Annotated in this window: 19 protein-coding genes; 11 read left to right on the forward strand and 8 right to left on the reverse strand. The window is 69.8% G+C overall.

Annotated features, from left to right (window positions below; all coding sequences use genetic code 11):
• The first annotated feature begins 392 nt into the window (after window positions 1-392).
• Genes E1200_RS07540 through E1200_RS07555 form a run of 4 tightly spaced genes read left to right on the forward strand, consistent with a single transcriptional unit; the run spans window position 393 to window position 4061 of the window.
• Window positions 393-2090: a carbon starvation protein A gene (locus tag E1200_RS07540; protein WP_131951080.1), complete on the forward strand. Its 1698-nt coding sequence runs from the start codon at window positions 393-395 to the stop codon at window positions 2088-2090.
• Entirely contained in the window at window positions 2087-2344 is a 258-nt protein-coding gene (locus tag E1200_RS07545) for a cory-CC-star protein (RefSeq protein WP_131951081.1), read from the forward strand. The genes E1200_RS07540 and E1200_RS07545 overlap by 4 nt, the downstream gene beginning before the upstream one ends.
• Window positions 2335-3309 (forward strand): ArsA family ATPase, encoded by a 975-nt coding sequence (locus E1200_RS07550; RefSeq protein WP_131951082.1) that lies wholly within the window; start codon window positions 2335-2337, stop codon window positions 3307-3309. The genes E1200_RS07545 and E1200_RS07550 overlap by 10 nt, the downstream gene beginning before the upstream one ends.
• A 41-nt stretch (window positions 3310-3350) precedes the next feature.
• Window positions 3351-4061: a helix-turn-helix domain-containing protein gene (locus tag E1200_RS07555; RefSeq protein WP_131951083.1), complete on the forward strand. Its 711-nt coding sequence runs from the start codon at window positions 3351-3353 to the stop codon at window positions 4059-4061.
• Here E1200_RS07555 and E1200_RS07560 read toward each other — a convergent pair.
• On the reverse strand, window positions 4043-4621 hold the full coding sequence (locus tag E1200_RS07560; RefSeq protein WP_131951084.1) for a dihydrofolate reductase family protein: 579 nt from the start codon (window positions 4619-4621) through the stop codon (window positions 4043-4045). The genes E1200_RS07555 and E1200_RS07560 overlap by 19 nt on opposite strands.
• A 227-nt stretch (window positions 4622-4848) precedes the next feature.
• Here E1200_RS07560 and E1200_RS07565 point away from each other — a divergent pair, with 227 nt between their 5' ends.
• Window positions 4849-6936, forward strand: coding sequence for a HEAT repeat domain-containing protein (locus E1200_RS07565; protein WP_131951085.1), 2088 nt, complete (start codon window positions 4849-4851; stop codon window positions 6934-6936).
• Between the two features lie 487 nt (window positions 6937-7423).
• Here the strand turns inward: E1200_RS07565 and E1200_RS07575 are convergent, their stop codons facing one another.
• Window positions 7424-8872, reverse strand: a complete 1449-nt coding sequence (locus E1200_RS07575) for a non-reducing end alpha-L-arabinofuranosidase family hydrolase (RefSeq protein WP_131951086.1) — start codon at window positions 8870-8872, stop codon at window positions 7424-7426.
• Between the two features lie 363 nt (window positions 8873-9235).
• Here E1200_RS07575 and E1200_RS07580 point away from each other — a divergent pair, with 363 nt between their 5' ends.
• Window positions 9236-10651, forward strand: coding sequence for an endo-1,4-beta-xylanase (locus tag E1200_RS07580; RefSeq protein WP_131951087.1), 1416 nt, complete (start codon window positions 9236-9238; stop codon window positions 10649-10651).
• A 111-nt stretch (window positions 10652-10762) separates the two neighbouring features.
• Here the strand turns inward: E1200_RS07580 and E1200_RS07585 are convergent, their stop codons facing one another.
• On the reverse strand, window positions 10763-11731 hold the full coding sequence (locus E1200_RS07585; RefSeq protein ID WP_131951088.1) for an NAD(P)-dependent oxidoreductase: 969 nt from the start codon (window positions 11729-11731) through the stop codon (window positions 10763-10765).
• A gap of 70 nt (window positions 11732-11801) precedes the next feature.
• Between E1200_RS07585 and E1200_RS07590 the strand changes: the two genes are divergently transcribed.
• The gene (locus tag E1200_RS07590) at window positions 11802-12248 is read left to right on the forward strand and encodes a MarR family transcriptional regulator (RefSeq protein WP_207933227.1); all 447 of its coding nucleotides are present in this window, start codon (window positions 11802-11804) and stop codon (window positions 12246-12248) included.
• Between the two features lie 54 nt (window positions 12249-12302).
• Here E1200_RS07590 and E1200_RS07595 read toward each other — a convergent pair whose 3' ends face one another.
• On the reverse strand, window positions 12303-13682 hold the full coding sequence (locus E1200_RS07595; protein WP_243708397.1) for a nitronate monooxygenase: 1380 nt from the start codon (window positions 13680-13682) through the stop codon (window positions 12303-12305).
• Between the two features lie 229 nt (window positions 13683-13911).
• On the opposite strand from E1200_RS07595, the gene E1200_RS07600 reads away from it, so the two are divergent.
• Entirely contained in the window at window positions 13912-15156 is a 1245-nt protein-coding gene (locus tag E1200_RS07600; protein ID WP_131951090.1) for a TIGR04053 family radical SAM/SPASM domain-containing protein, read from the forward strand.
• On the opposite strand, the gene E1200_RS07605 is transcribed toward E1200_RS07600, so the two are convergent.
• From E1200_RS07605 to E1200_RS07615, 3 genes are read right to left on the reverse strand one after another with little or no spacing between them, the layout of a single operon-like run.
• On the reverse strand, window positions 15143-15379 hold the full coding sequence (locus tag E1200_RS07605; RefSeq protein ID WP_131951091.1) for a non-oxidative hydroxyarylic acid decarboxylases subunit D: 237 nt from the start codon (window positions 15377-15379) through the stop codon (window positions 15143-15145). The two genes, E1200_RS07600 and E1200_RS07605, sit on opposite strands and share 14 nt — an antisense overlap.
• Window positions 15380-15391: 12 nt before the next feature.
• Entirely contained in the window at window positions 15392-16816 is a 1425-nt protein-coding gene (locus tag E1200_RS07610) for a non-oxidative hydroxyarylic acid decarboxylases subunit C (RefSeq protein ID WP_131951092.1), read from the reverse strand.
• Entirely contained in the window at window positions 16806-17420 is a 615-nt protein-coding gene (locus tag E1200_RS07615) for a non-oxidative hydroxyarylic acid decarboxylases subunit B (RefSeq protein ID WP_131951093.1), read from the reverse strand. Before E1200_RS07615 ends, E1200_RS07610 begins: the two co-directional genes overlap by 11 nt.
• Before the next feature lie 99 nt (window positions 17421-17519).
• Here E1200_RS07615 and E1200_RS07620 point away from each other — a divergent pair, with 99 nt between their 5' ends.
• From E1200_RS07620 to E1200_RS07630, 3 genes are all read left to right on the forward strand, one after another.
• Window positions 17520-18431: an AraC family transcriptional regulator gene (locus E1200_RS07620; protein WP_131951094.1), complete on the forward strand. Its 912-nt coding sequence runs from the start codon at window positions 17520-17522 to the stop codon at window positions 18429-18431.
• 140 nt (window positions 18432-18571) lie between these two features.
• Window positions 18572-19033: an Rrf2 family transcriptional regulator gene (locus E1200_RS07625; RefSeq protein WP_131951095.1), complete on the forward strand. Its 462-nt coding sequence runs from the start codon at window positions 18572-18574 to the stop codon at window positions 19031-19033.
• Complete coding sequence (locus E1200_RS07630) at window positions 19033-20229, forward strand: globin domain-containing protein (protein WP_131951096.1); 1197 nt, start codon at window positions 19033-19035, stop codon at window positions 20227-20229. The genes E1200_RS07625 and E1200_RS07630 overlap by 1 nt, the downstream gene beginning before the upstream one ends.
• An 87-nt stretch (window positions 20230-20316) precedes the next feature.
• On the opposite strand, the gene E1200_RS07635 is transcribed toward E1200_RS07630, so the two are convergent.
• Window positions 20317-20610: a hypothetical protein gene (locus E1200_RS07635; RefSeq protein ID WP_131951097.1), complete on the reverse strand. Its 294-nt coding sequence runs from the start codon at window positions 20608-20610 to the stop codon at window positions 20317-20319.
• Window positions 20611-20801: the final 191 nt, after the last annotated feature.

The following is a 20801-nucleotide window of genomic DNA, read 5'->3' on the forward strand; positions in this document are numbered from 1 at the left end:
CCCTCGCGCCCCCTCACCATTCGAAACGCCCGCCCGAAGCTCACACATGATGCGCTAGTGATGACGCCGCCCGCTGGAACTCGGATGACTTCCGGGAACCGAAATTTCACTCACGGCAACATGTGGCCGACGGCTTGACGCGCCGAGGCAGACGTCCTCGCGTTAAGCGATCGCTGTGCTGAGCGGTGACCGCGGGCAGCGCCGCCCGGAGCGATGGCGCCGTTTCCGCCGCCCGCCGCGCCCGTGATGGGGCCGCCTCCGGCTCCGGCCGTCCCTCGTGCGGCCGGGTGATCAGGGGCGGCCTCTCAGGCGTTTGCTCCGAATAGATCTTGGGCATCTGGACGTGACCGCATCCGAGCAGACCGGCTCCCACCCCCAAGAGGTCATCTCGTATGAACGCACTCCCCCTGATGCTGATCGGGCTCGCGATGTTCGCGGGCGGATACGTCCTCTACTCGAAGTTCCTGGGCGACCGGGTCTACAGGCTCGACGCCTCGTTCAAGACGCCCGCGCACGAGTTGCGGGACGGGGTCGACTACGTCCCGACCAACAAGTTCGTGCTGTGGGGTCACCACTTCACGTCGGTAGCGGGCGCGGCGCCGATCGTCGGGCCCGCGGTCGCCGTTATCTGGGGCTGGCTGCCCGCGTTCCTGTGGGTCACGGTCGGCACGGTCTTCTTCGCGGGGATGCACGACCTGGGCGCCCTGTGGGCCTCGGCGCGCAACAAGGGCCGCTCGATCGGCACGCTCTCCGGCCGCTACATCGGGCGGCGGGGCGCGAACCTGTTCCTCGTCGTGATCTTCCTGCTGCTGCTGATGGTGATCGCGGCGTTCGCGGTGGTCATCAAGGATCTGCTGATCGCCACCCCCTCGGTCGTGATCCCGGCCTGGGGCGCGATCGTGGTGGCGCTGGTGGTCGGTCAGGCGGTCTACCGCTTCAAGATGAACCTCGCGCTGGTCACCGTGGTCGGTGTCGCGGTGCTCTACGCCCTGATCTTCCTCGGGGACGCGGTGCCGGTGGAACTGCCCGACCCGTTCCTGGGCATGTCCCCGGCGACCTTCTGGATCGTCGCCCTGTTCCTCTACGCCGGCATCGCCTCGCTGCTGCCCGTGTGGGTGCTGCTCCAGCCGCGTGACTACATCAACGGCGTGCAGCTCTTCGTCGGGCTCGGCATCCTGTTCGCCGGGGTGCTGCTGAGCGCCCCCGCGATCGTCGCCCCGGCCGTCAACGACGCGGTGCCCGCGGGCACGCCGGACCTGATGCCGCTGCTGTTCGTCACCATCGCGTGCGGTGCGATCTCCGGGTTCCACGGCATGGTGTCCTCGGGCACCAGCTCGAAGCAGCTCGACAAGGAGACGGACGCCCGCTTCGTCGGCTACTTCGGCGCGGTGGGCGAGGGCATGCTCGCGCTCGGCGCGATCATCGCGACCGTCGCCGGCTTCCGGACCGTGGCCGACTGGGAGGCCGTCTACGGCGCCTTCGGCGAGGCGGGCGTCGGAGCGTTCGTCGACGGCGGGGGCGCGATCGTCAAGGACGGCCTGGGGCTGCCGGCCTCGGTGAGCGCGACGGTCCTCGCGACGATGGCGGTCCTGTTCGCGGCCACCACGATGGACACCGCCGTGCGCCTGCTGCGCTTCGTCGTCCAGGAGGCCGGCGAGGTCGCCAAGGTGAAGATCGGCAACGGGGTCGCCACCCTCGTCGTGCTCGTCATCGGGATGGGGCTCACCTTCAGCCAGGGCTCGGACGGGGCCGGCGGCCTGCGGATCTGGCCGCTGTTCGGCACCAGCAACCAGCTGCTGGCCGCGCTGACGCTGTCGATCATCGTGGTCATGCTGCTCCGCAAGCGGCGCAACCCGGTGCCCGTGCTGGTGCCGCTCGCGATCGTCTTCGTGATGTCGTTCTGGGCGGCGATCGTGCAGCTCGGCGACTTCTACGACGAAGGCGACTGGCTGCTGCTGGCCATCGACGTCGTCATCATCGTCGCCGCCGTGTGGGTCGCCTTCGAGGCGGTCGTCGCGATGCGCCGGGCGTCCCGGGAACCGCCGGAGGCCCCCGACGCCGACCTGAAGGATGTCGAGGCGAAGGCGTGACGTCCCGCTGGGCTTCGTTCCGGGCCGGGCTGGAGGAGTTCTACGCCGGTCCCTACCGGCGCACCTTCGCCCGCGCCCGGCGCGAGGAGGACGATTTCTTCCGGATGGTCGTCCTAGCGGAGGCGCTGGGTGTGCCCGACCCGGCCGCGTACTACACGGCCGAGCTCATGCCCGCCCTTTATGAGGACTTCCATACCTGGCACCGGCGGATGGGCATGGAGCGTTCGCCGCTGGAGCATGTCGGGTGCTGCTAGACCTCGTTGCGGAGCGCCGGGTCGTCTTTGTGGGCGGCAAGGGCGGGGTCGGTAAGACGTCCATCGCGGCGGCGCTCGCCCTTGGCCGTGCCGGGGCGGGTGGCCGGGTGCTGCTTGTTTCTACGGATCCCGCCCATAGCCTCGGCCACCTGTGGGGGCGCCAGGTGGGGGACGAGCCCGTGCGCCTCGTCGGGTTCGGGACGACGACGGGTCACGTTGACGGGCTGGAGATCGACCCGGAGCGGACGGTCGAGCGGCACCTGTCCGCCGTCGCCGGGACGATGCGGCGCCTGCTCCCCGAGCGGATGCACGGGCCGGCCGCCCGGCACCTGGAGCTGGCCCGGCAGGCGCCCGGCACCCACGAGTCGGCGGTGCTGGAGCGGGTCGCCGAGACGGTGGAGCTCGGGGACGAGGCGTACGACCTGGTCGTCTTCGACACCGCCCCGTCCGGCCACACGCTGCGGCTGCTCTCACTGCCCGAGCAGCTGACCGCCTGGTCGGAGACCCTGCTCGCCAACCGCGACCGGTCCGACCGGTTCGGCGCCGCCGTGCGCGGTCTCGGCGGCGGCGCGGAAACCGACCGGGACGCCGAGCTGCGCCGGATCCTCGTCCGCCGGCGCGATCGCTTCTCCCGGCTGCGCGACGTGGTGACCGACCCGGCGCGGACCGGCTTCGTGATCGTGCTGACCGCCGAAGTGCTGCCGATCGCGGAGACCATGGAGGTGTACGAGAAGCTCACCGGGCTGGGTGTCGACGTGACCGCCCTCGTCGCCAACCGCCGTTCGCCGGGGGACGCCGGGGAACTGCTCGCCCGGAGCCGGAAGCAGGAGGACGAGCACCTCGTCCGGCTGCGGCGGCGGATCCCGGACGTGCCGCTGCTCGACGTGCCGCTGCTGCCGGGGGACCTGGTGGGGACGGAGGCCCTCGCCGCCCTGGCCGACCGGCTCGGGCCGTCCCCTCCCTGACGCTCCCCTGTGGCTGTGCTGACTCGGCGTATCCTTCGTGCGTGGAACTGCGCTTCGGGACGCGCCAATCCGACTCGCCGTGGGTCGGCACCGTCTGGACCTGCACGAGCGAGCAGGTCACGGAGATGACGTCCGTGGCCGGGGTGCGCTGGGGTCTGGTGTTCTGGAGGCAGGACGGCCGGGCGTACGCGAGCATCACCGGCCCCGGGACCCGGGCCGGCACGGCGCCGGTACCGGAGGGCGCGGTCTTCACCGGCATCGACTTCGCGGTGGGCACCTCGCTGCGGGCCATGCCGATGCCCGCGCTGGTCGACGGCGGTGTGGAGCTCCCCGACACCACGCGCCGGACGTTCCGGCTGGACGGCGCGCGCTGGGAGATTCCCGGCCCCGACGACGCCGAGGCCCTGGTCGAACGGCTCGTCCGGGCCGGGATCGTGGTCGGTGACCCGCTCGTCGCCGGGGTGCTGCGGGGGCACCGGCCGGACGTCTCGGAGCGCACGGTCGAACGCCGGTTCCGCGCCGTGACCGGGCTGACGCGGGGCGCCGTCCGGCAGATCGAGCGGGCCCGCACGGCGGCGGGGCGGCTGGCCGCCGGCGAACCGGCCGCCGACGTCGCCGCCGGGCTCGGCTACTTCGACGAGCCGCACCTGGCCCGGGCGCTGCGCTCCTACGTCGGACGCACCGCCGGGCAGCTGCGTCAGGGCACCGGCGGCGCGATCGGCCTCGACCTGGCTCAGCGTTCGACGTCGTAGACCAGCTTCAGGATCCCGTTCGGGTAGCTGTCCGTCTCGCGGAGCTTCAGCATGTACTTGTCGCGGTCGGCCCGTCCGAACAGGCTCTTCCCGGCACCGAGCAGCACGGGGAAGACCAGCAGGTTGTACTGGTCGATCAGGCCCGCGTCCGACAGCCGCCGGGCCAGGTCCGCGCTCCCGTGGACGAAGATCGCACCGCCCTCACCCTCCTTCAGCGCGGCGACGTCCTCGGTCGAGCGCAGGATCGTCGTCGGGCCCCACCCGTCGACGAGGGCGTCCTCGGACAGCGTGCTCGACACCACGTACTTGGGCAGTTCCTTGTAGTCGGCGTGGTCCGCCGAGTCGGGCCAGGTCGTCGCGAACGCCTCGTAGCTGCGGCGGCCGAACATCAGCGCCGTCGTGTCGGCGAGCTCTTCGGCCTTCAGCGTCCAGGCTTCCGGGACGAATTCAAGGTCCTTGAACACCCAGCCGCCGCTGCGGTGGTCCTCCCCCGGCCCTCCGCCGGGCGAGTCCACGACTCCGTCGAGCGACATGAAACCGGTGTAGACGAGGTTGCGCACTGGAACGTTCTCCTCACGATCGGACGAGCTGCCCGGCTCACATTAGACAGCGGACGCGGCCCCGTCTTGGACGAAATCGACACCGGTTCGGCTGTCGTTCACGTCAAGGCGCTGTCTTGTGGCGGCAGGGCCGAATATGCGGCACCTCTGTGCCCTCCGGCCGCCGCCGCATACGGTCTCCTGCCGGTGTTGTCGCTGTGTCGGTGCCGCGCGGCATAGTGCCGCGTATGTTCAGCGGACTACACGACATCGACTGGTCGTCAATGGAGCATGCGTACGGTTCGGCCGACGAGGTCCCGGCCCTCCTGCTGGCGCTGCGTTCCTCGGACGCGGAGGAGCGGCGGAAGGCTCTTGGCAGGTTCTACGGCGCGGTCCATCACCAGGGCGATGTGTACCCGTGCACGACGGCGAGCCTTCCGTTCCTGTTCGAGCTGGCCGATGACGTCACGACGCCTGACCGGGCCGACATCGTTGAGTTGCTGGTGAGCATCGGCTCAGAGGCCCACGGTCGCTGCGACGGGCCGTACGACGGGTCCGAATCCCACGTCGAAGCGGTTGCGGCCATGCGCAGCCGTGCTGAGACGCTCATCAGGTTCGCCGGCGATCCCGATGTCCGCGTACGCCGAGCCGTGATCCCCGGGCTCGGGTTGTTCATCGACGACGTCGACCGGGCTTCGGCAGTGCTGCGTGATCGGCTGTCGGCCGAGCCGAGCATCGTCGAGCAGTTGCTGGTCGTTGAGGCGATGGCGACCCTGGCCCTGCGCTTGCCGGAGCGTGCCGAGGCCCAGGCGATGACGGCGTTCGCCAAGCTCGCCGCCGACCGTGCGGCATCCCCTCAGATCAGGCTCGCGGCCGTGGTCCAACGAGCGCGCTGCGCGCCCGACCATATAAGTGATGACACGATTGCGACCGCGATCGGCCTGCTGCGCGAGATGGACGAAGCCGCAGTGCCGGCCGAAGCATGGTGCGACCCGCATCGCCCGACGGGCTCAACAGGCTTCGGAGACGGAGCGCCACCGCAGATTGTCGCCGCTTTCGAGGACCTCGAACGCCGCAGTCGGATTCACTCGCCAACCACGGATCTCCTGCGCAGCTTCCACTGGACCTTGGCGGCAAAGGTTCCGCAGCGCACGACGCTTCTCGCCGAGCAGCTGCGCAGCCACGATCCCGGCGCCCGTCTGGACGCCATCCGGATCAGCGCCGACCTCATGAAGTCATGGCGCGGTGACCACACACGGCTCATAACTCTCGTCGCCGAACACCTCGACGCGTCCCACGAGGAAGTCGCCGCGGAGGCGGCGGCCGCGTTGAACGCCTGCCATGCGATCGCCGAACCGGCACGCGAGGCCCTGGCCGCACACGTCGCCGCGCAGTACGCCGCGTACGGGCCGGACGTCTGGCTCACGCCCCAGGTCCACCTGCGCAGAAGTCACCAAGAGGCCGTCCAAGCGCTGGCCCGTCTCGGCGACGAGCGAGCGTTGCCGAGCATCCTCACCGCCCTGGACGGCGGCAACGACGCCTGGCGGGCGGCACAGGTCGCTGGAGCACTCCCGCAAGCCGCCGACCAATTGGTGCCCCGTTTGTGCGACCACTTGAGGAGTCTCGACCTCACCCAGAGTCTGTGGGAGATGAGCGCGCGCTCTGACCTGTCGGCGCTGACCGCCCTCGCCGACGACAGCGCCATCGGCGCGATCACCGAGACGCTGGCCACGGCAGTGGCTCATGAGCTGTGGTCTGTCGCGTGCTCGGCCTTGGAGGCGTTGAGGGCTCTCGGACCGTCAGCGGCTCCCGCCCTGCGAACGATCCGGTCCCTGATCACGGCGTCCGACGCCCAGGTGCGTCCGGCCGCCGTTGCCGCGCTGTGGGCCATCACCGGAGACCCGGACGAAGTCATGCGGCCGTTGCTCAACCTGCTCGACGACTCCGCCCCGTACCGGATCGGGGAGGCGGCCACCGTCCTCGCCGAGATCGGCCCTCCCGCGCCAGAAGCACTGCCTCGCCTACGGGACCTGCTGACCCACGACTACGAATGGGTCCGAGTTCCCTGCGCGGCCGCCCTCTGGGAAATCGGCGGCGATGCCGAAGCGTCAGCCGTCCTGGACACGCTCCTTCAAGCCTGGGAGCAGAACTCTGCGACCGCCAACGAGGTCGTTGCCTGCTTGGACCGCATGGGCCCCGCCGCAAGACCCGCTCTGCCCCAACTCCGCTCCGAACTGCACCAGCCCCAGCGTCGCGGCATGTACAACAGCATCGACAACGACGAAAAGCTGCAAGAGACCAGCCGCACCCTCGTCGAACGGCTGACCGCGAATTGAGCAACTCAGGCGACGCGCGGGAGTCGGAGATCAGTCTCTGAACTCCTGGTCGGCATCCGGCATTCTTGTACGCCGGTCGACCGTTCGAGCTCGCTGATCATGTCGTCCCGTTCGCGGTCTCCGGTGCTCGTGCCGACAGCATGCGGAGCACCGCATCGTCGTCCTCGGCGCCGGCCATGCCGGGGCCTACGTGCCCGGGAACCTGGCCCGTCGGCTGTCGCCGGTGGACACCGAGATCACCGCGGTCAAACGCCGTGCCGCACTTCGTCCAGCGGCAGCGGCTGAACCAGCTGGCGGCCGGGCTGGAGGTCGCGGCGCCGCCGCTCACCGACGTCTTCGCGGTGCGGCGACGGTACTGTCCTGGCGTCCGACGCGACCGTGTGGACGGCCGGGTTCGCGGTCCTCTCTCGTGGGCTGGACGGTGACGTGGCGTGGGCGGGCTCGGGCTTTTGCCGAGCCCGCCCACCTTGGGTCGGGTGGGTGGTTGTCAGCGCTGCAGGGTCAGCAGGCCCGGGCGGTAGGGCAGGAGGCCGTAGTCGCCGCCCGAGTTGGGGCTGCGGCCCTGGTAGAGGAGTTGCAGGTTGCAGGGGTCGACGGTGAAGGTCTGGTCGGCGCTTGCGCGGATCAGTTCGCCGTGGCTGATGTCGTTGGTCCAGGTGGCGCCGCTGTTGGCCTTGCCGGCGAAGGGGTTGCTCTCGCTGGTGGCCTGCGGTGTCCACGAACCGTTCAGGCTGGTGGACGTGAACGAGCGGAAGTAGCGGCCCTGGGAGCCGATCGCCTCGACGAGCATCAGGTAGCGGTTCTGGTCCTTGAGCTTGTAGACCTGAACGCCTTCGAACAGGTTGTTCGTCGAATCGCTCATGATCACTGTGGAGGACGAGCCGAAGCTGCCCGGGAAGTTCCCGATCGGCATGCTGGCCCGGTAGATCCTGCCGTTGTCACCGGCGAAGAACAGGTACATGTTGTTGCTGTCGCCGATGACCGTCTGGTCGATGGGGCCGGTCCCGGAATTGCTGATGCTCCCGGAGAAGAGCACCTGCTCCGATGACCAGCCGTTCGGGTTGGTGGGGTCGCTGGACGTCCGGTAGGAGAAGGCGGTGCTGCCCCACTGGTAGGCGAGCACCCAGATGTTCCTCGGTGCGAAGTAGAAGAGCGTGGGCGCGACGGTGGAATTCGACATCGCGTTCTGGCTGGCCGAGGCCATCTCCGACCAGTTGGAGAACAGGCCGAAGTTCATCGAGCCCCATCTCGTCCCCGTGTCGTGCGTTGTCGCGTAGACGAGATGCCGGCCGTTGTAGGGGGCGACGGTGAAGTCCTTGAGCGAGACCCATCCCGACCTGGGCTGGGCCAATGGACCTGTTGACGACCAGCGGTATGTCGACGGAAGGTCGCAGTTCGGAGTGGGTTCGCCACCGCCGACCTCGACGAGCCGCCATTGCTGGTTGGCCCCGCCCCAGTCGTCGTACTGGACGATGTTCGCGCCGTCGGCGGTAGAGCCGCCCTGTACTTCCAGGGCCTTGTTGCTGTGGCGCGAGATGAGCCTGACGTGGCCGTCTGAGCTGTCGGCCAGGCGCCATTGCTGGTTGGTGCCGTTCAGGTCGGTCCATTGGACGATCGAGCCGCCGTTGGCGGTGGAGAAGTTGTAGACGTCCAGCACCTTGCCGGAGTGGCGGGACTTGAGGCGGTAGTAACCGCCGCCGGAGTCGACGAACTGCCACTGCTGCTGGTTCTGGTCGTTCCTCGCCCACTGGGTGATGCGGGCGCCGTTGTCGGTCGCGAGGTTGTAGACGTCCAGGGCCTTGCCGCTGTTGCGGTTGACCAGGACGTACCACTTGTTCACATCCACTGTCGCGGCCTGGGCCGTCTGTGTGCTCAGTACGGACAGGAACACCGACAGCAGGAGCGATGCCAGCACTGCTGCACCGGTCCTCAGCATGAACTCTTCCCTTCGTCCTGCTTGTGTTAGCGCTAACATTTCCTGCCGAGCGGGGACCTCTCTCCATCGGGTGATCTGGGGGGTGGCGGTGGCCCGGAGTAAATAACAGCCGGTGCGACATCGTCAAGAACCCGTAGCCTTCGAAAAATTTCGAGCGTAAGCCACCTGCTAGAACGCATGCACAAGCCGACGAGCGGATCTCTTCGATGAAATGTTTTGAAACTATTGACGGGAACCGTTCGGCCTCTCACACTGAGTCCTCGACGCCCCGGTGGTGTGTGCGTTCCCGAGTGGAGCGCGGCGTCTGTCGCACGGCTGTGCCCGTGCTCCCACCCCTTCTTTGCTTCATGGAGGAAAACAGACGTGCGTACCAACGCCATGCCCAGAGCCCGGGCCCGCAGGCGGGCCCTCCTCGCCGGCGCCCTCGGGGTGTTCACCGCGGCCGCCGCTCTGGTGGCACCGTCCCAGGCCGCGGCCGCGGAGAGCACGCTGGGCGCCGCGGCGGCGCAGAGCGGACGCTACTTCGGCGCCGCCATCGCCTCCGGCAGGCTCAACGACTCGGTGTACACGACGATCGCGAACCGCGAGTTCAACTCGGTGACCGCCGAGAACGAGATGAAGATCGACGCCACCGAGCCCCAGCGCGGCCAGTTCAACTTCACCGCGGCCGACCGCATCTACAACTGGGCCGTCCAGAACGGCAAGGAGGTGCGCGGCCACACGCTGGCCTGGCACTCACAGCAGCCCGACTGGATGCGGAACCTCAGCGGCGGCGCGCTGCGCCAGGCCATGATCGACCACATCAACGGCGTCATGGCCCACTACCGGGGCAAGATCGTCCAGTGGGACGTCGTGAACGAGGCCTTCGAGGACGGCAACTCGGGCGCCCGCCGCGACTCCAACCTGCAGCGCACCGGCAACGACTGGATCGAGGTCGCCTTCCGCACCGCGCGCGCCGCCGACCCGTCCGCCAAGCTCTGCTACAACGACTACAACGTCGAGAACTGGAACTGGGCGAAGACCCAGGCCATGTACAACATGGTCCGCGACTTCAAGCAGCGCGGCGTGCCCATCGACTGCGTCGGCTTCCAGTCCCACTTCAACAGCGGCAGCCCGTACAACAGCAACTTCCGCACCACCCTGCAGAGCTTCGCCGCGCTCGGCGTGGACGTGGCCATCACCGAACTCGACATCCAGGGCGCCTCGCCCACGACCTACGCCAACGTGACCAACGACTGCCTGGCCGTCCCGCGGTGCCTCGGCATCACCGTCTGGGGTGTGCGCGACACCGACTCCTGGCGCTCCGAGCAGACACCGCTGCTGTTCGACGGCAACGGCAACAAGAAGGCGGCCTACACCGCGGTCCTGAACGCCCTCAACGGCGGCACCTCACCGAATCCGCCGGAGGGCGGGACGATCCGGGGCGTCGGTTCGGGCCGCTGCCTGGACGTGCCCAACGCCAGCACCAGCGACGGCACCCGGCTCCAGTTGTGGGACTGCCACGGCGGCACCAACCAGCAGTGGGAGCCCACCGACGCGGGTGAGCTCAGGGTCTACGGCAACAAGTGCCTGGACGCGGCCGGCACCGGCAACGGCGCCGGCGTCCAGATCTACAGCTGCTGGGGCGGCGACAACCAGAAGTGGCGCATCAACGCCGACGGGTCCATAGTCGGCGTCCAGTCCGGCCTGTGCCTGGACGCCGCCGGCTCCGGCAACGGCACCGCGATCCAGCTCTACTCCTGCTGGAACGGCGACAACCAACGCTGGACCCTCACCTGACCCACCGAAGCCGGTGCTCGACCTCCGTCATACGGACGGAGGTCGAGCACCGTCCCGGCCATCGACCTCGAAGTACCGCCCAACACGTCCGTGCCTCGCAAACGGTGTTGTTCAGCGCTCGTTGCCGGCACGCAACCAGTCGAGGTAGTCCGCGACCGCGCGCTCGGTGTCGTACTCGGGCTTGTAGCCGGTGTCGTGCTGGAGCCGGGTGATGTCGAGGTAGTTCTGCCGCGCGTCCCCTCCGGTGGGCAGGTCGACACGGGCGTCCGGCACGATCCGTTTGATCGCGGCGATGATCTCGGCGTTGGTCGTCGCGCGGCCGGACGCGACGTTGTACGTCCGGTGGTCGAGCCGGTCGGCGAGCTGGAGGAGCGCCATCGCCCGCGCGGTGTCCTTCACGTAGCAGAGGTCGAGCGAGTCTTCGGCGTACGCGGGCCCGGCGAGCGTGGACAGGTTCGGCTCAGTTCCGCGAACGGCGGCATGGACGAGTTCGGGAGCCGCGAAGAACAAGGCGCCGTGGGGGTCGCGCGGGCCCCAGGTGCCGGAGATGCGGTAGTTGACGACGTCGATGCCGGCGGTGTCGGCCAAGTGTCCGTTGAGTAGCTCCCCGATCTTCTTGAAGGTCGGGATCGGGTGGGCCGAGGCCATCGACAACGCCATGTCCTCGGTGAGCGGCCCCTCCCCGGCCCCGAGCGGACCATCGCCCGCAGCGCCGCCGTAGACACCGATCGTGCTGGCGACGCCCACCCGGTCGACATCCCACTCGCGCGCGACGTGCAGGACGTTGAACAGCCCGCCCAGTGCCTTGCGCGCCGCCTCGACAGGCTGCTCGGAGTCGGGCGGCCAGGGCATCGAACCCGCGAGGTGCAGGATGCCGGTGATCTCGTGGCGCTCGCCGATGTCGAGCAGCGCGTCCAGCTCGGTGACGTCGGCCCGCTCGACGACGACCTGTCCGCCTGCGAGCTCGGCCGGCACCTCGCCCGTCCGGCGCTGAACCAGCACGCAGCTCTCCCCGAGATCGAGCAGCGCGCGCACGGTATGGGAGCCGATGAACCCCAGACCTCCGGTGACCAGGATCATGACCGCACCCTTCTGTCGCCCTACTGATTATCAGTACTACTGACGATCAGGCTAGCGATAGAGTTCGTGCGTGTCTAGCAGTGATGGGCCGGGCCCCGAGCTGAGCAGGAATCTCGTCTACCTGCTCAAGCACGCGCACCTCCGGATGGCAGAGCTGACCGGCGACGCGGTGGCGCCGCACGGCATCGACGGCCGCGAGCTGGGCGTCCTGCTCTCCTTGACCGGCCGCGAACCGGCGTCCCAGCAGCAGGCGGCGCAGCGGCTGGGCATCGACCGCACCACCATGGTCGCGATGCTGGACGCCCTGGAGGGCAAAGGTCTGGTGTCACGCCACCCGCACGCGGAAGACCGCCGCCGCAACGTGGTCGAACTGACCGACGCCGGCCGAGAAACCCTCCACCTGGCCACCGAAGCCAACAACGCCGCCGAACGCGACTTCCTGGCCCCATTGACCCCGGAGGCCGCCGAACACCTGCGAACCGCCCTACAGAAGCTCGTCCTGCCCCCAGACGACTAGGCCGCGGCAAGGCGTCCGCTCATGCGGCGTTGGCGGGCGCCCTGTCGAGTACGGTCACGTTTTCAGTAGGTAGTCGACGGCGTCGGCGGCGGAGTAGTCGGGGCCTGTGGTGGCGGTCAGTTCGGCCAGGAAGTCCAGGTCTTGGCCGAGGGTGAGCAGGGGCGGTTCGGTGTAGCCGTCCGGGCGGTGTTGCGGGTGACCGACGTTGGCGACGAGGGCGTTGCACAGGCATCGGCGGCCTTTTGTGTCCTCGGCGGAGCCGCCCTTGCGGACGTATGCGTCGACGGGTTCGGCGGGGCACCGGAAGCCGACCGATCCGTCCGGCTTCGCGTAGGGAGTGCGCAGGTAGCTGAGGTCGCAGAGTCTGGAGCGCGCCTCGTAGACCTCGTCCTGCGCCAGGGTTCCGGGGAGGGCGGCGACCTTGAAGGGGAAGCCGGTCGGTGAGGCGTAGGGATCGTTGCGGACCTGGAGCGTGCCGTTCAGGGCTTCCCGGATGAGGCGTTGCCGCAGGTCGGGTGTGAGGCCGGATTCGCGGCACAGGGCGAAGACGCTGCCCGCCTGGATGCCGGTGGCGCCTGCGGAGCGCGCCTTGGTCAGGGCGCCGTTCCTGGCGTAGCCGCCGGCCATCCAGAACGGGAGGCCGAGCGCGGACACTTTGGCCGGGTCGATCCGGTCACGGTGGCCGTAGATCGGCTCGCCGGTGTCGTCCAGGCGCATTCGTCCGCGCGGTGGCGCGCTGTGGCCGCCCGCGGTCGCGGTTTCCAGGACGAATCCGTCCGGGCGGGTCAGTGGCGTCCGGTGCAGGTAGAGGGCCAGTACGGGTGAGGAGACGATCGCGAGGAACTGGGGACGCGGGGTTTTCGTGGTGGAACCGGTGAGGGAGGCCGGGTCGAACGTCAGGCGGCGGCCGGAGTCGTCGCCGGCGACGGTCACCGTCAGGTGTCCGGGGGAACCGGCGGCCAGGGCGTCCAGGAGGGCGGGGATCTCGCTGGGAATCCCGGCCCCCATCAGGACGTAGTCGACTCCGGCCAGCATCGCGCCGTAGGTGGCCGCCGGGGTGGCGAGCTGGATCTTCTCCAGGTAGTTGATCCCGACCCGGCCGTTGTGTCCCTGCTTGGCCAGCCAGACCTGGACGAAGTTCCCGGCGACGGTCAGCTCGTCGCGGGTCTGGTTCGGGAAGAGGCCGAGTTTCGGGACCGGCCGGTAGCGCCGTCCCGGTCCGAGGCCGCCGGGGACGTAGTAGCGCCGCATGATCCGCTCGGTCACGTCCGGCAGCGGGAAGGCGTCGAGCGCGCGGCGCAGGTGGCCGCCTTCGTCTCCGTCCTGCAGGCCGCGGGCGAGCAGGGCGTCCAGCGCCACCCCGGAGACGACGCCGAGCTGCCCGGTCCGGGCCACGGCGCGGGCGAGGCGCCAGCCGGACACGCCGGCGCCCATTCCTCCTTGGATGATGCGCGGTGGCGGGGGCTCAGACATGGGGGCGGAACACCTCGGGCATGGTCGGCCTTTCGCGGACGTGGGGCGCGTGCCCCGTCAGGCTTCCGGGTCGCCGAGGCGCTGCCAATGGGACCAAGGTCCCGCGTGCCGGTGCCGATCGGCCCCTCGTGGCCCGGTCGTCCGGTCGTGACAGTGGCAGGCGACGATCTACGGCGAAGGGACCCGGGCGATGCGCGACGCACGAGCGACGGTGAAGCCCATGAAGAACATCCGCTCGCCCCGCCATGAGGTGGCGGCGCGGCCGTTCATCGTGATCTGGGAGATCACGCGGGCGTGTCCGCTGGCCTGCCGGCACTGCCGCGCCGAGGCCCGGCCGGAGCGCGATCCCGGTGAGCTGAGCACCGCCGAGGCTTGTGAGCTGATGAGCCAGGTGGCGTCCTTCGGCAGCCCGCCGCCGCTGTTCGTCATGACCGGCGGCGACCCGTTCCAGCGGCCGGACCTGTTCGAGCTGGTCCGGCACGGCACGCGGATCGGGCTGCCGGTCGCGGTCTCCCCGTCCGGCACCCCGACCCTGACCGCCGAGAACCTCGCGGCGCTCAAGGAGGCGGGGGCGCGGGCGATCTCGCTGAGCCTGGACGGGTCCAACGCCGCCGTGCACGACGACTTCCGCGCCACCGAAGGTGTGTTCCGGTGGACGCTGGACGCCTGGCGCGCCGCGCGGGACCTCGGCCTCAAGGTGCAGATCAACACCACGGTGACCGGGCACAACCTCACCGACCTCCCGCAGATCGTCCGGCTGGTGCATGAGCTGGGCGCGCTCTCCTGGAGCGCCTTCCTGCTCGTGCCGACCGGGCGGGGACGGCTGCTGCCCGGCCTGGACGCGGCGCAGGTCGAGGACCTCCTCAACTTCGTCTACGACGCCGGGGACTTCGTCCCGTCCCGGACGACCGAGGCGCACCACTTCCGCCGGGTCATCATCCAGCGCGACATCCTCCGGGACCGCGGCGACGATCCGGTGGCCGTGCTCGGTCTGGGGCCCCTCTACGAGTCGCTGCACCGGGAGCTCATGGACCTCGGCCTGCCCAGACGCCGCGTCCGCCGCGCGCCGATGGACATCAACTCCGCACGCGGATTCGTCTTCGTCTCCCATCGGGGGTCGGTGCATCCCAGCGGGTTCCTGCCGGTGGGCGCCGGTGACGTGCGGGACACACCGCTGCCCGAGATCTACCGGAACTCCCCGCTGTTCACCGGCTTGCGTGATCCCGACCTGCTCAAGGGACGCTGCGGCGCGTGCGAGTTCCGGGTGGTCTGCGGCGGTTCGCGGTCGCGTGCGCTGGCCGTGTCCGGCGATTCCTACGGCGAAGAGCCGTGGTGCTCCTACGAGCCCGGTTCCTTCCCCTACCAGGACGCGCTGGCCGCCGCCGGAATGGTCGCCCCGGGCCGGTCGGCCGGCACGCCGGTCACCGGGTCCTGAGCGGCGGGATCGGCGGGACGTGCGGAGCGGAGCCGATCTCCTCGGCGGTCATCGTGAAGGTGTCGGGATAGTGGTCGCGGCTGGTCCGGCGGTCGGGCTCGGTGGTGCGCCAGCAGTACAGGCAGCGCTCGCATCGGAGCACCTCCCATATGCCGGGGTCGGGCGAGGCGAACAGCAGCCCGATCGTCCCGTGCGCGCACCGCGGGCAGTGCTGGGTCGACATCGGGGACTCCTTTCAGCGGCGGGCGGCGAGGTCGCGGAGGCGGACGAGCCACTCGGCGGCCTCCGGCAGGTCGCGGACCTGGGTCCGGTAGCCGCCGCGGTGGTCCGGGGACACGGGTGTGGTGGCGTCGATGACGAGCTTGTCGGTGATGCCGGGCATGGTGGCCTGCGGCGCCAGCCCCAGCACGGGCATGTTGGGCACCTGGATCAGGTCGCCCGCCGGGTTCATCTTGGTGGACAGCGCCCACATGACCTGCGGCAGGTCGAACGGGTCCACGTCCTCGTCCACGACGATGACCGTGGTGGCGTACCCGAGGCCGTGCGGGGTGCTCAGGACGCGCAGACCGACGGCCTTGGCGAAACCGCCGTAGCGGACGGCCGTGGCGACGATGACGACGAGCCCGTGCGTGTACATGGCGTTGACCGCGCGCACCTCCGGGAACTCGGCCTTGAGCTGCTGGTGCAGCGGGACGCAGGTGTTGGCCGCGATCAAGTAGTCGATCTCCGTCCACGGCATGCCGAGGTAGAGGTGCTCGAAGATCGCGTTCGTCCGGTGGGAGATCCGGTCGACGCGGATGACGGGCATGGCGCGCCCGCCCGAGTAGTGCCCGGTGAACTCGCCGAACGGCCCCTCGATCTCCCGTTCGCGCCCCTCGATGACGCCCTCGATCACCACCTCGGCGCCCCACGGGACGGGCAGCCCGGTCAGCGGCGCCTCGGCTATGGGGGCCGGCGCGCCGCGCAGGGCGCCGGCCAGCTCGTACTCGTTCTCGTCGTAGCGCATCGGGGTGGACGCGGCGATGGAGATGACGGGGTCGTTGCCGAGCGTGACGGCGACCGGCAGGTCCGCCCCGGCCTCCTCGGCCTTGCGGAGCTGCTGGGCGAGATCGTGCATCGGGACGGGCTGGATCGCCAGCCTGCGGGGCCCCTTCACCTGGATGCGGTAGATGCCGAGGTTCTGCTTGCCGACGTCATCGGGGTCGTCCGGGTCCCGGGAGACGACGGCGGCCTTGTCGATGTAGAAGCCGCCGTCGCCCTCGTTGAGGCGCACCAGCGGCAGCACCTCGAAGATGTTCGCCCGGTCGCCGTCCAGGACGTTCTCCGCCCAGGGCGGGTCGGCACGCCGTTCGGGCGCGACCGGGAACGTCTCCCAGCGGCGGCTGAACTCGCCCACCTGCTCCTTGACCCCGGTCTCTTTCGGCAGGCCGAGCGCGAGCGCGTGATTGGCCCACGAACCGTGCACGTTCATGGCTATGCGGGCGTCGGTGAATCCGGCGACGTTCTCGAAATAGAGGGCGGGGGCCGCATCGCCCATCCGGCAGACGGCGTTCGCCGCGGCGGCGATATCGGGTTCCGGCATCACCCGGTCGGTGACGCGCAGCAACTGCCCCTCTTTCGAGAGGGTCTCCAGGAATTCCCGGAGGTCGTCATACGGCATGGTCGACTCCTTGTGGCCGGACGGTCCGCCCCGTCTCACGGGCGGCCCGCATTCCCTCCCACCGGCGGATGGGAGCGGGCAGGTCGAACTGGTCCAGGACGCGGGCCGTGATATGACCGACGATGTCCTCGACCGTTTCCGGGTGGTTGTAGAAGGCGGGCACGGGCGGCACGATCCGCACCCCCATGCGGGCCAGGGCGAGCATGTTCTCCAGGTGGATCTCGCTGAGCGGCGTCTCCCGCGGGACGAGCACGAGCCGGCGCCGCTCCTTCAGCACCACGTCGGCGGCGCGGGCCACCAGCCCCTCGGCGTACCCGGCGCGGATCGCGGCCAGGGTCTTCATGGAGCACGGGACGACGACCATCCCGTCCGTGCGGAACGAACCGGACGAGATCGCCGCTCCCTGGTCTTCGGGCGCGTACACCGTGTCCGCGATGGCGGCCACGTCCCGCTCCGTCATCCCGGTCTCCAGCGCGATGGTGGCCCGCGCCCACCGCGACAGGACCACATGCGTCTCGACGTCCGGGAGCCGGGCGAGGGCCTCCAGCAGCCGGACGCCCAGTACCGCACCCGTCGCACCCGTCATTCCGACGATGAGTCGCACTTCCGCCGCTCCCTTGAGATGCCGGTCGTCCATTTGCCAAGACCGCGGATCACGTTAGCTCCGGGTGCGGTGAGCACAGTTATGGATCAAGGACTGCCGATGAAGAAAAACGGACAACCTCGACCGGCCGACATTCCGCGGATTCCGTACCGTCCGGCCGCGGGAATCCCGCCCGGTCTGGAGGTGCTGGATTTTCGCGGGCTTATCCAGCGTGCCCGGGGCCACCGCGTCGACATCTATGCTCCGCGACGTCCGGCATTCCACGAATTCATCACCGTGCGAAACGGAACGGTGCGCTGCACCACCGATCTCACCGAGCACCGGGTGCCCGCCGGCGGCTGGTTCTGGATGCGTCCGGGCCAGATCCACCGCTATATCGGCGGCCTCGCCGAAGCGGAGGGGACGGTGGTGCTGTTCACGCCGGACTTCCCGGATGCCGCCACCCGCAGGATCGTCGGGCTCGACCGGCGGGTGCACCACCGCCCGGTGACCCCCGCCGGCGTCCAGAAGGCGGCGCTGGACGGCGCCCTCCGGCTTCTGGAGGAGGAGCACGGCCGGCTCGGCGACCTGCCCCTCGAATCGCACATCGACGTCCTGCGCCATCTGCTCGCCGTCATCCTGCTCAGGCTGACCCACCTGAACGGGGGCCCCGGCGACCATGCCGCCGACAGCGAGGTGTTCCTGCGCTTCCAGCAGGCCGTCGGTGAGGACTACGCCACCAGCCACCGGGTCGCCGACTACGCGGCCCGCCTCGGCTACAGCGTCCGCACCCTGACCCGCGCCACCCGCACGGCGGCGGGATGCGGGGCCAAACGTTTCATCGACGACCGGATCCTGCTGGAGGCCAAGCGGCTGCTGTCCCACACCGACCTGCCGCCGTCCGCGGTCGGCGACCGGCTCGGCTTCACCCGCCCGACGGCGTTCAGCGCGTTCTTCCAGCAGCGGACCGGCCTGTGCCCCACGGCCTTCCGCGCCCGGTCGCGCGGCACCGATCCGTCGGGCGGACGGTGAGTGCGGTGCCGAACGTGCCGCTCGTCACATCCCGCACCACCGGCCCGTCCACCTGCGGTCACGCGGCCGTGGCGGGCCCTGTGGTGATCACCACACGGCTTAATCGGAGTCTTGAATTCCGATTTATCTATGATCAAGCCGTGCATCTGACTCAGTCGACCGACCTGGCGCTGCGCCTGCTGATGTTGCTGGGGACGCGGAACGAACGACGGTCTTCAGCGAAGCTGGCCGACGTTCTGAACGTCGCCCCGCAGCACATGGCGAAGATCGTGCAGCGGCTCCGGCGGCTCGGCTTCGTCAGGACGTCCCGCGGACGAGGCGGCGGAGTCCTCCTCGCCGAGGGGGTGCTCGACCGACCGGTCGGCGAGATCGTCCGGGCTCTGGAGGGGCCCGGCGAGGCCGTCGACTGCGATCACCCGCCCTGCCCGCTGCGCGGTGGCTGCCGCCTGCGCGGCGCACTGCGGACGGCGCAGGACGCATTCATCGCTTCCCTCAACACGCTGTCGCTGCGCGACCTGGTGGCCGACCCCTCCGGGCCGGTCCTGGTCTCGCTGGCATCACCGGCATCCGCCGCTCAATTCCCCCCAGAGGAAGGCATCTGATGCTCTCGTCCGATCACGCCGACATCGTGCGGGCCACGCTGCCCGCCGTCATGGACCACGGCACCGAGATCACCGGCCGGTTCTACTCCGCGATGTTCGCGGCGCACCCCGAGCTGCGGCACGTCTTCAACCAGGGAAACCAGGCCAACGGCGAGCAGCGCAGGGCCCTCGCCGGCTCGGTGGCGGCCTTCGCCGGGCACCTGGTGGCGCCGGACTCCGACGCGCCGTTCCAGCAGATGCTCTCGCGGATCGCGCACAAGCACGCGTCCCTCGGCATCCGGCCGGAGCAGTACACGGTCGTGGGACGCCATCTGATGGACGCGGTGGGCTCGGTGCTCGGCGACGCGGTGACACCGGAGGTCCACGCCGCCTGGTCGGAGGTGTACTGGCTGTTCGCGACGCTGCTCATCGCGGAGGAGGCCCGGCTGTACCGGGACGCCGCCCTCGACCCCGCGGCGCCGTTCCGCCCGTGGGAGGTCGTGGAGCGGAGGACGGAGGCGGCGGACGCGTTCTCACTCGTCCTCAAACCCGCCGATGGCGGCGAGGTCCCCGCGCACCGTCCCGGCCAGTACGTCACGGTCGCGGTCACGCTGCCGGACGGGCTGCGGCAGCCGCGGCAGTACACGCTGTCGCGGACGGCCGGGGACACCGTGCAGATCACGCTGCGGCGCGTCCGCGGCGAGGGCGGCGCACCCGATGGCGCCGTCTCGGGCTTCCTGTCCGACCAGGTGTCCCCCGGCGACCGGCTGGAGGTGTCCGCGCCGTTCGGCGACGTGGTCATCGATGACGACGAGGACCCGCTCGTCCTGATCAGCGCGGGCATCGGCATCACCCCGGCCGCCGCGATGATCGACCATCTCGCCGTCGTCCGGCCGGACCGTCCCGTCCTCGCCGTGCACGCCGACCGGAGCCCGGACACCCACGCGCTGCGCCGGCAGATCGCCGGATCGGGCCGGCGGCTGACCGATTTCCGGCAGCTCACGTGGTACGAGGAGCCCGGTGACGAGGTTCTCGGTGACGACGTCCGGCAGGGCTGGATCGACGTGGCCGCGCTGCCGCTGCCCGCCAAGGCCCGGGTGTTCATGTGCGGGCCGATCCCCTTCATGCGCGAGATCAGGCGCGGCCTGCTCGACGCGGGCCTCTCCGACGAGCGCATCCACTACGAGGTGTTCGGCCCCGACCTCTGGATCCGCTGAGACCGACGTGCGCGCGGCGGTGCAGGAGACGCTCATCCTCGGCTCCCGCACCCGCCGCGCGCTCCTCACGTCCGGGAGCGCGGGGCATCACAGTAGATCGAATACCAGGAAGCTCCCCACCAGGACTACCGGCATCCCGACGAAAGTGAACGGTCCGCCCACCCAGGCGAATGCCCGTTCTTGGCCGAGTGTGGCGCCCGCTTCCCTCAAGTGGCGCCGTAGGTCCGCATAGGCGGGGCCCGACCGGTCGGGAAAGGCCAGGCCGATTATGGGCGCATAGACCATGCCAACCAGCGTGAACAGCTTGGCCACGAGCCAGACGGGCACGGTCCCCGTCAGGTACTCGCTGATCAAGTACGTTGCCGACAGAAAGGCCAGCACCCCGCCGACTTGTACGCACGCCGCCAGGAGGCCCGCCCGAACCGTACTGCGCCCTGCCATTCGCACAAGTGGTGGGCAGAAGCGCCGCGGGAGCCACCACATCCCGACAGGAAGCCCCCATAAGACCACCAGGCAGAAGGCCAGGATTACTGCGAAAGCCACCATCCCTGCCTACCCTGTTCGCCCGTTTG

This window comes from Actinomadura sp. GC306 (assembly GCF_004348665.1).
GTDB lineage: Bacteria > Actinomycetota > Actinomycetes > Streptosporangiales > Streptosporangiaceae > Spirillospora.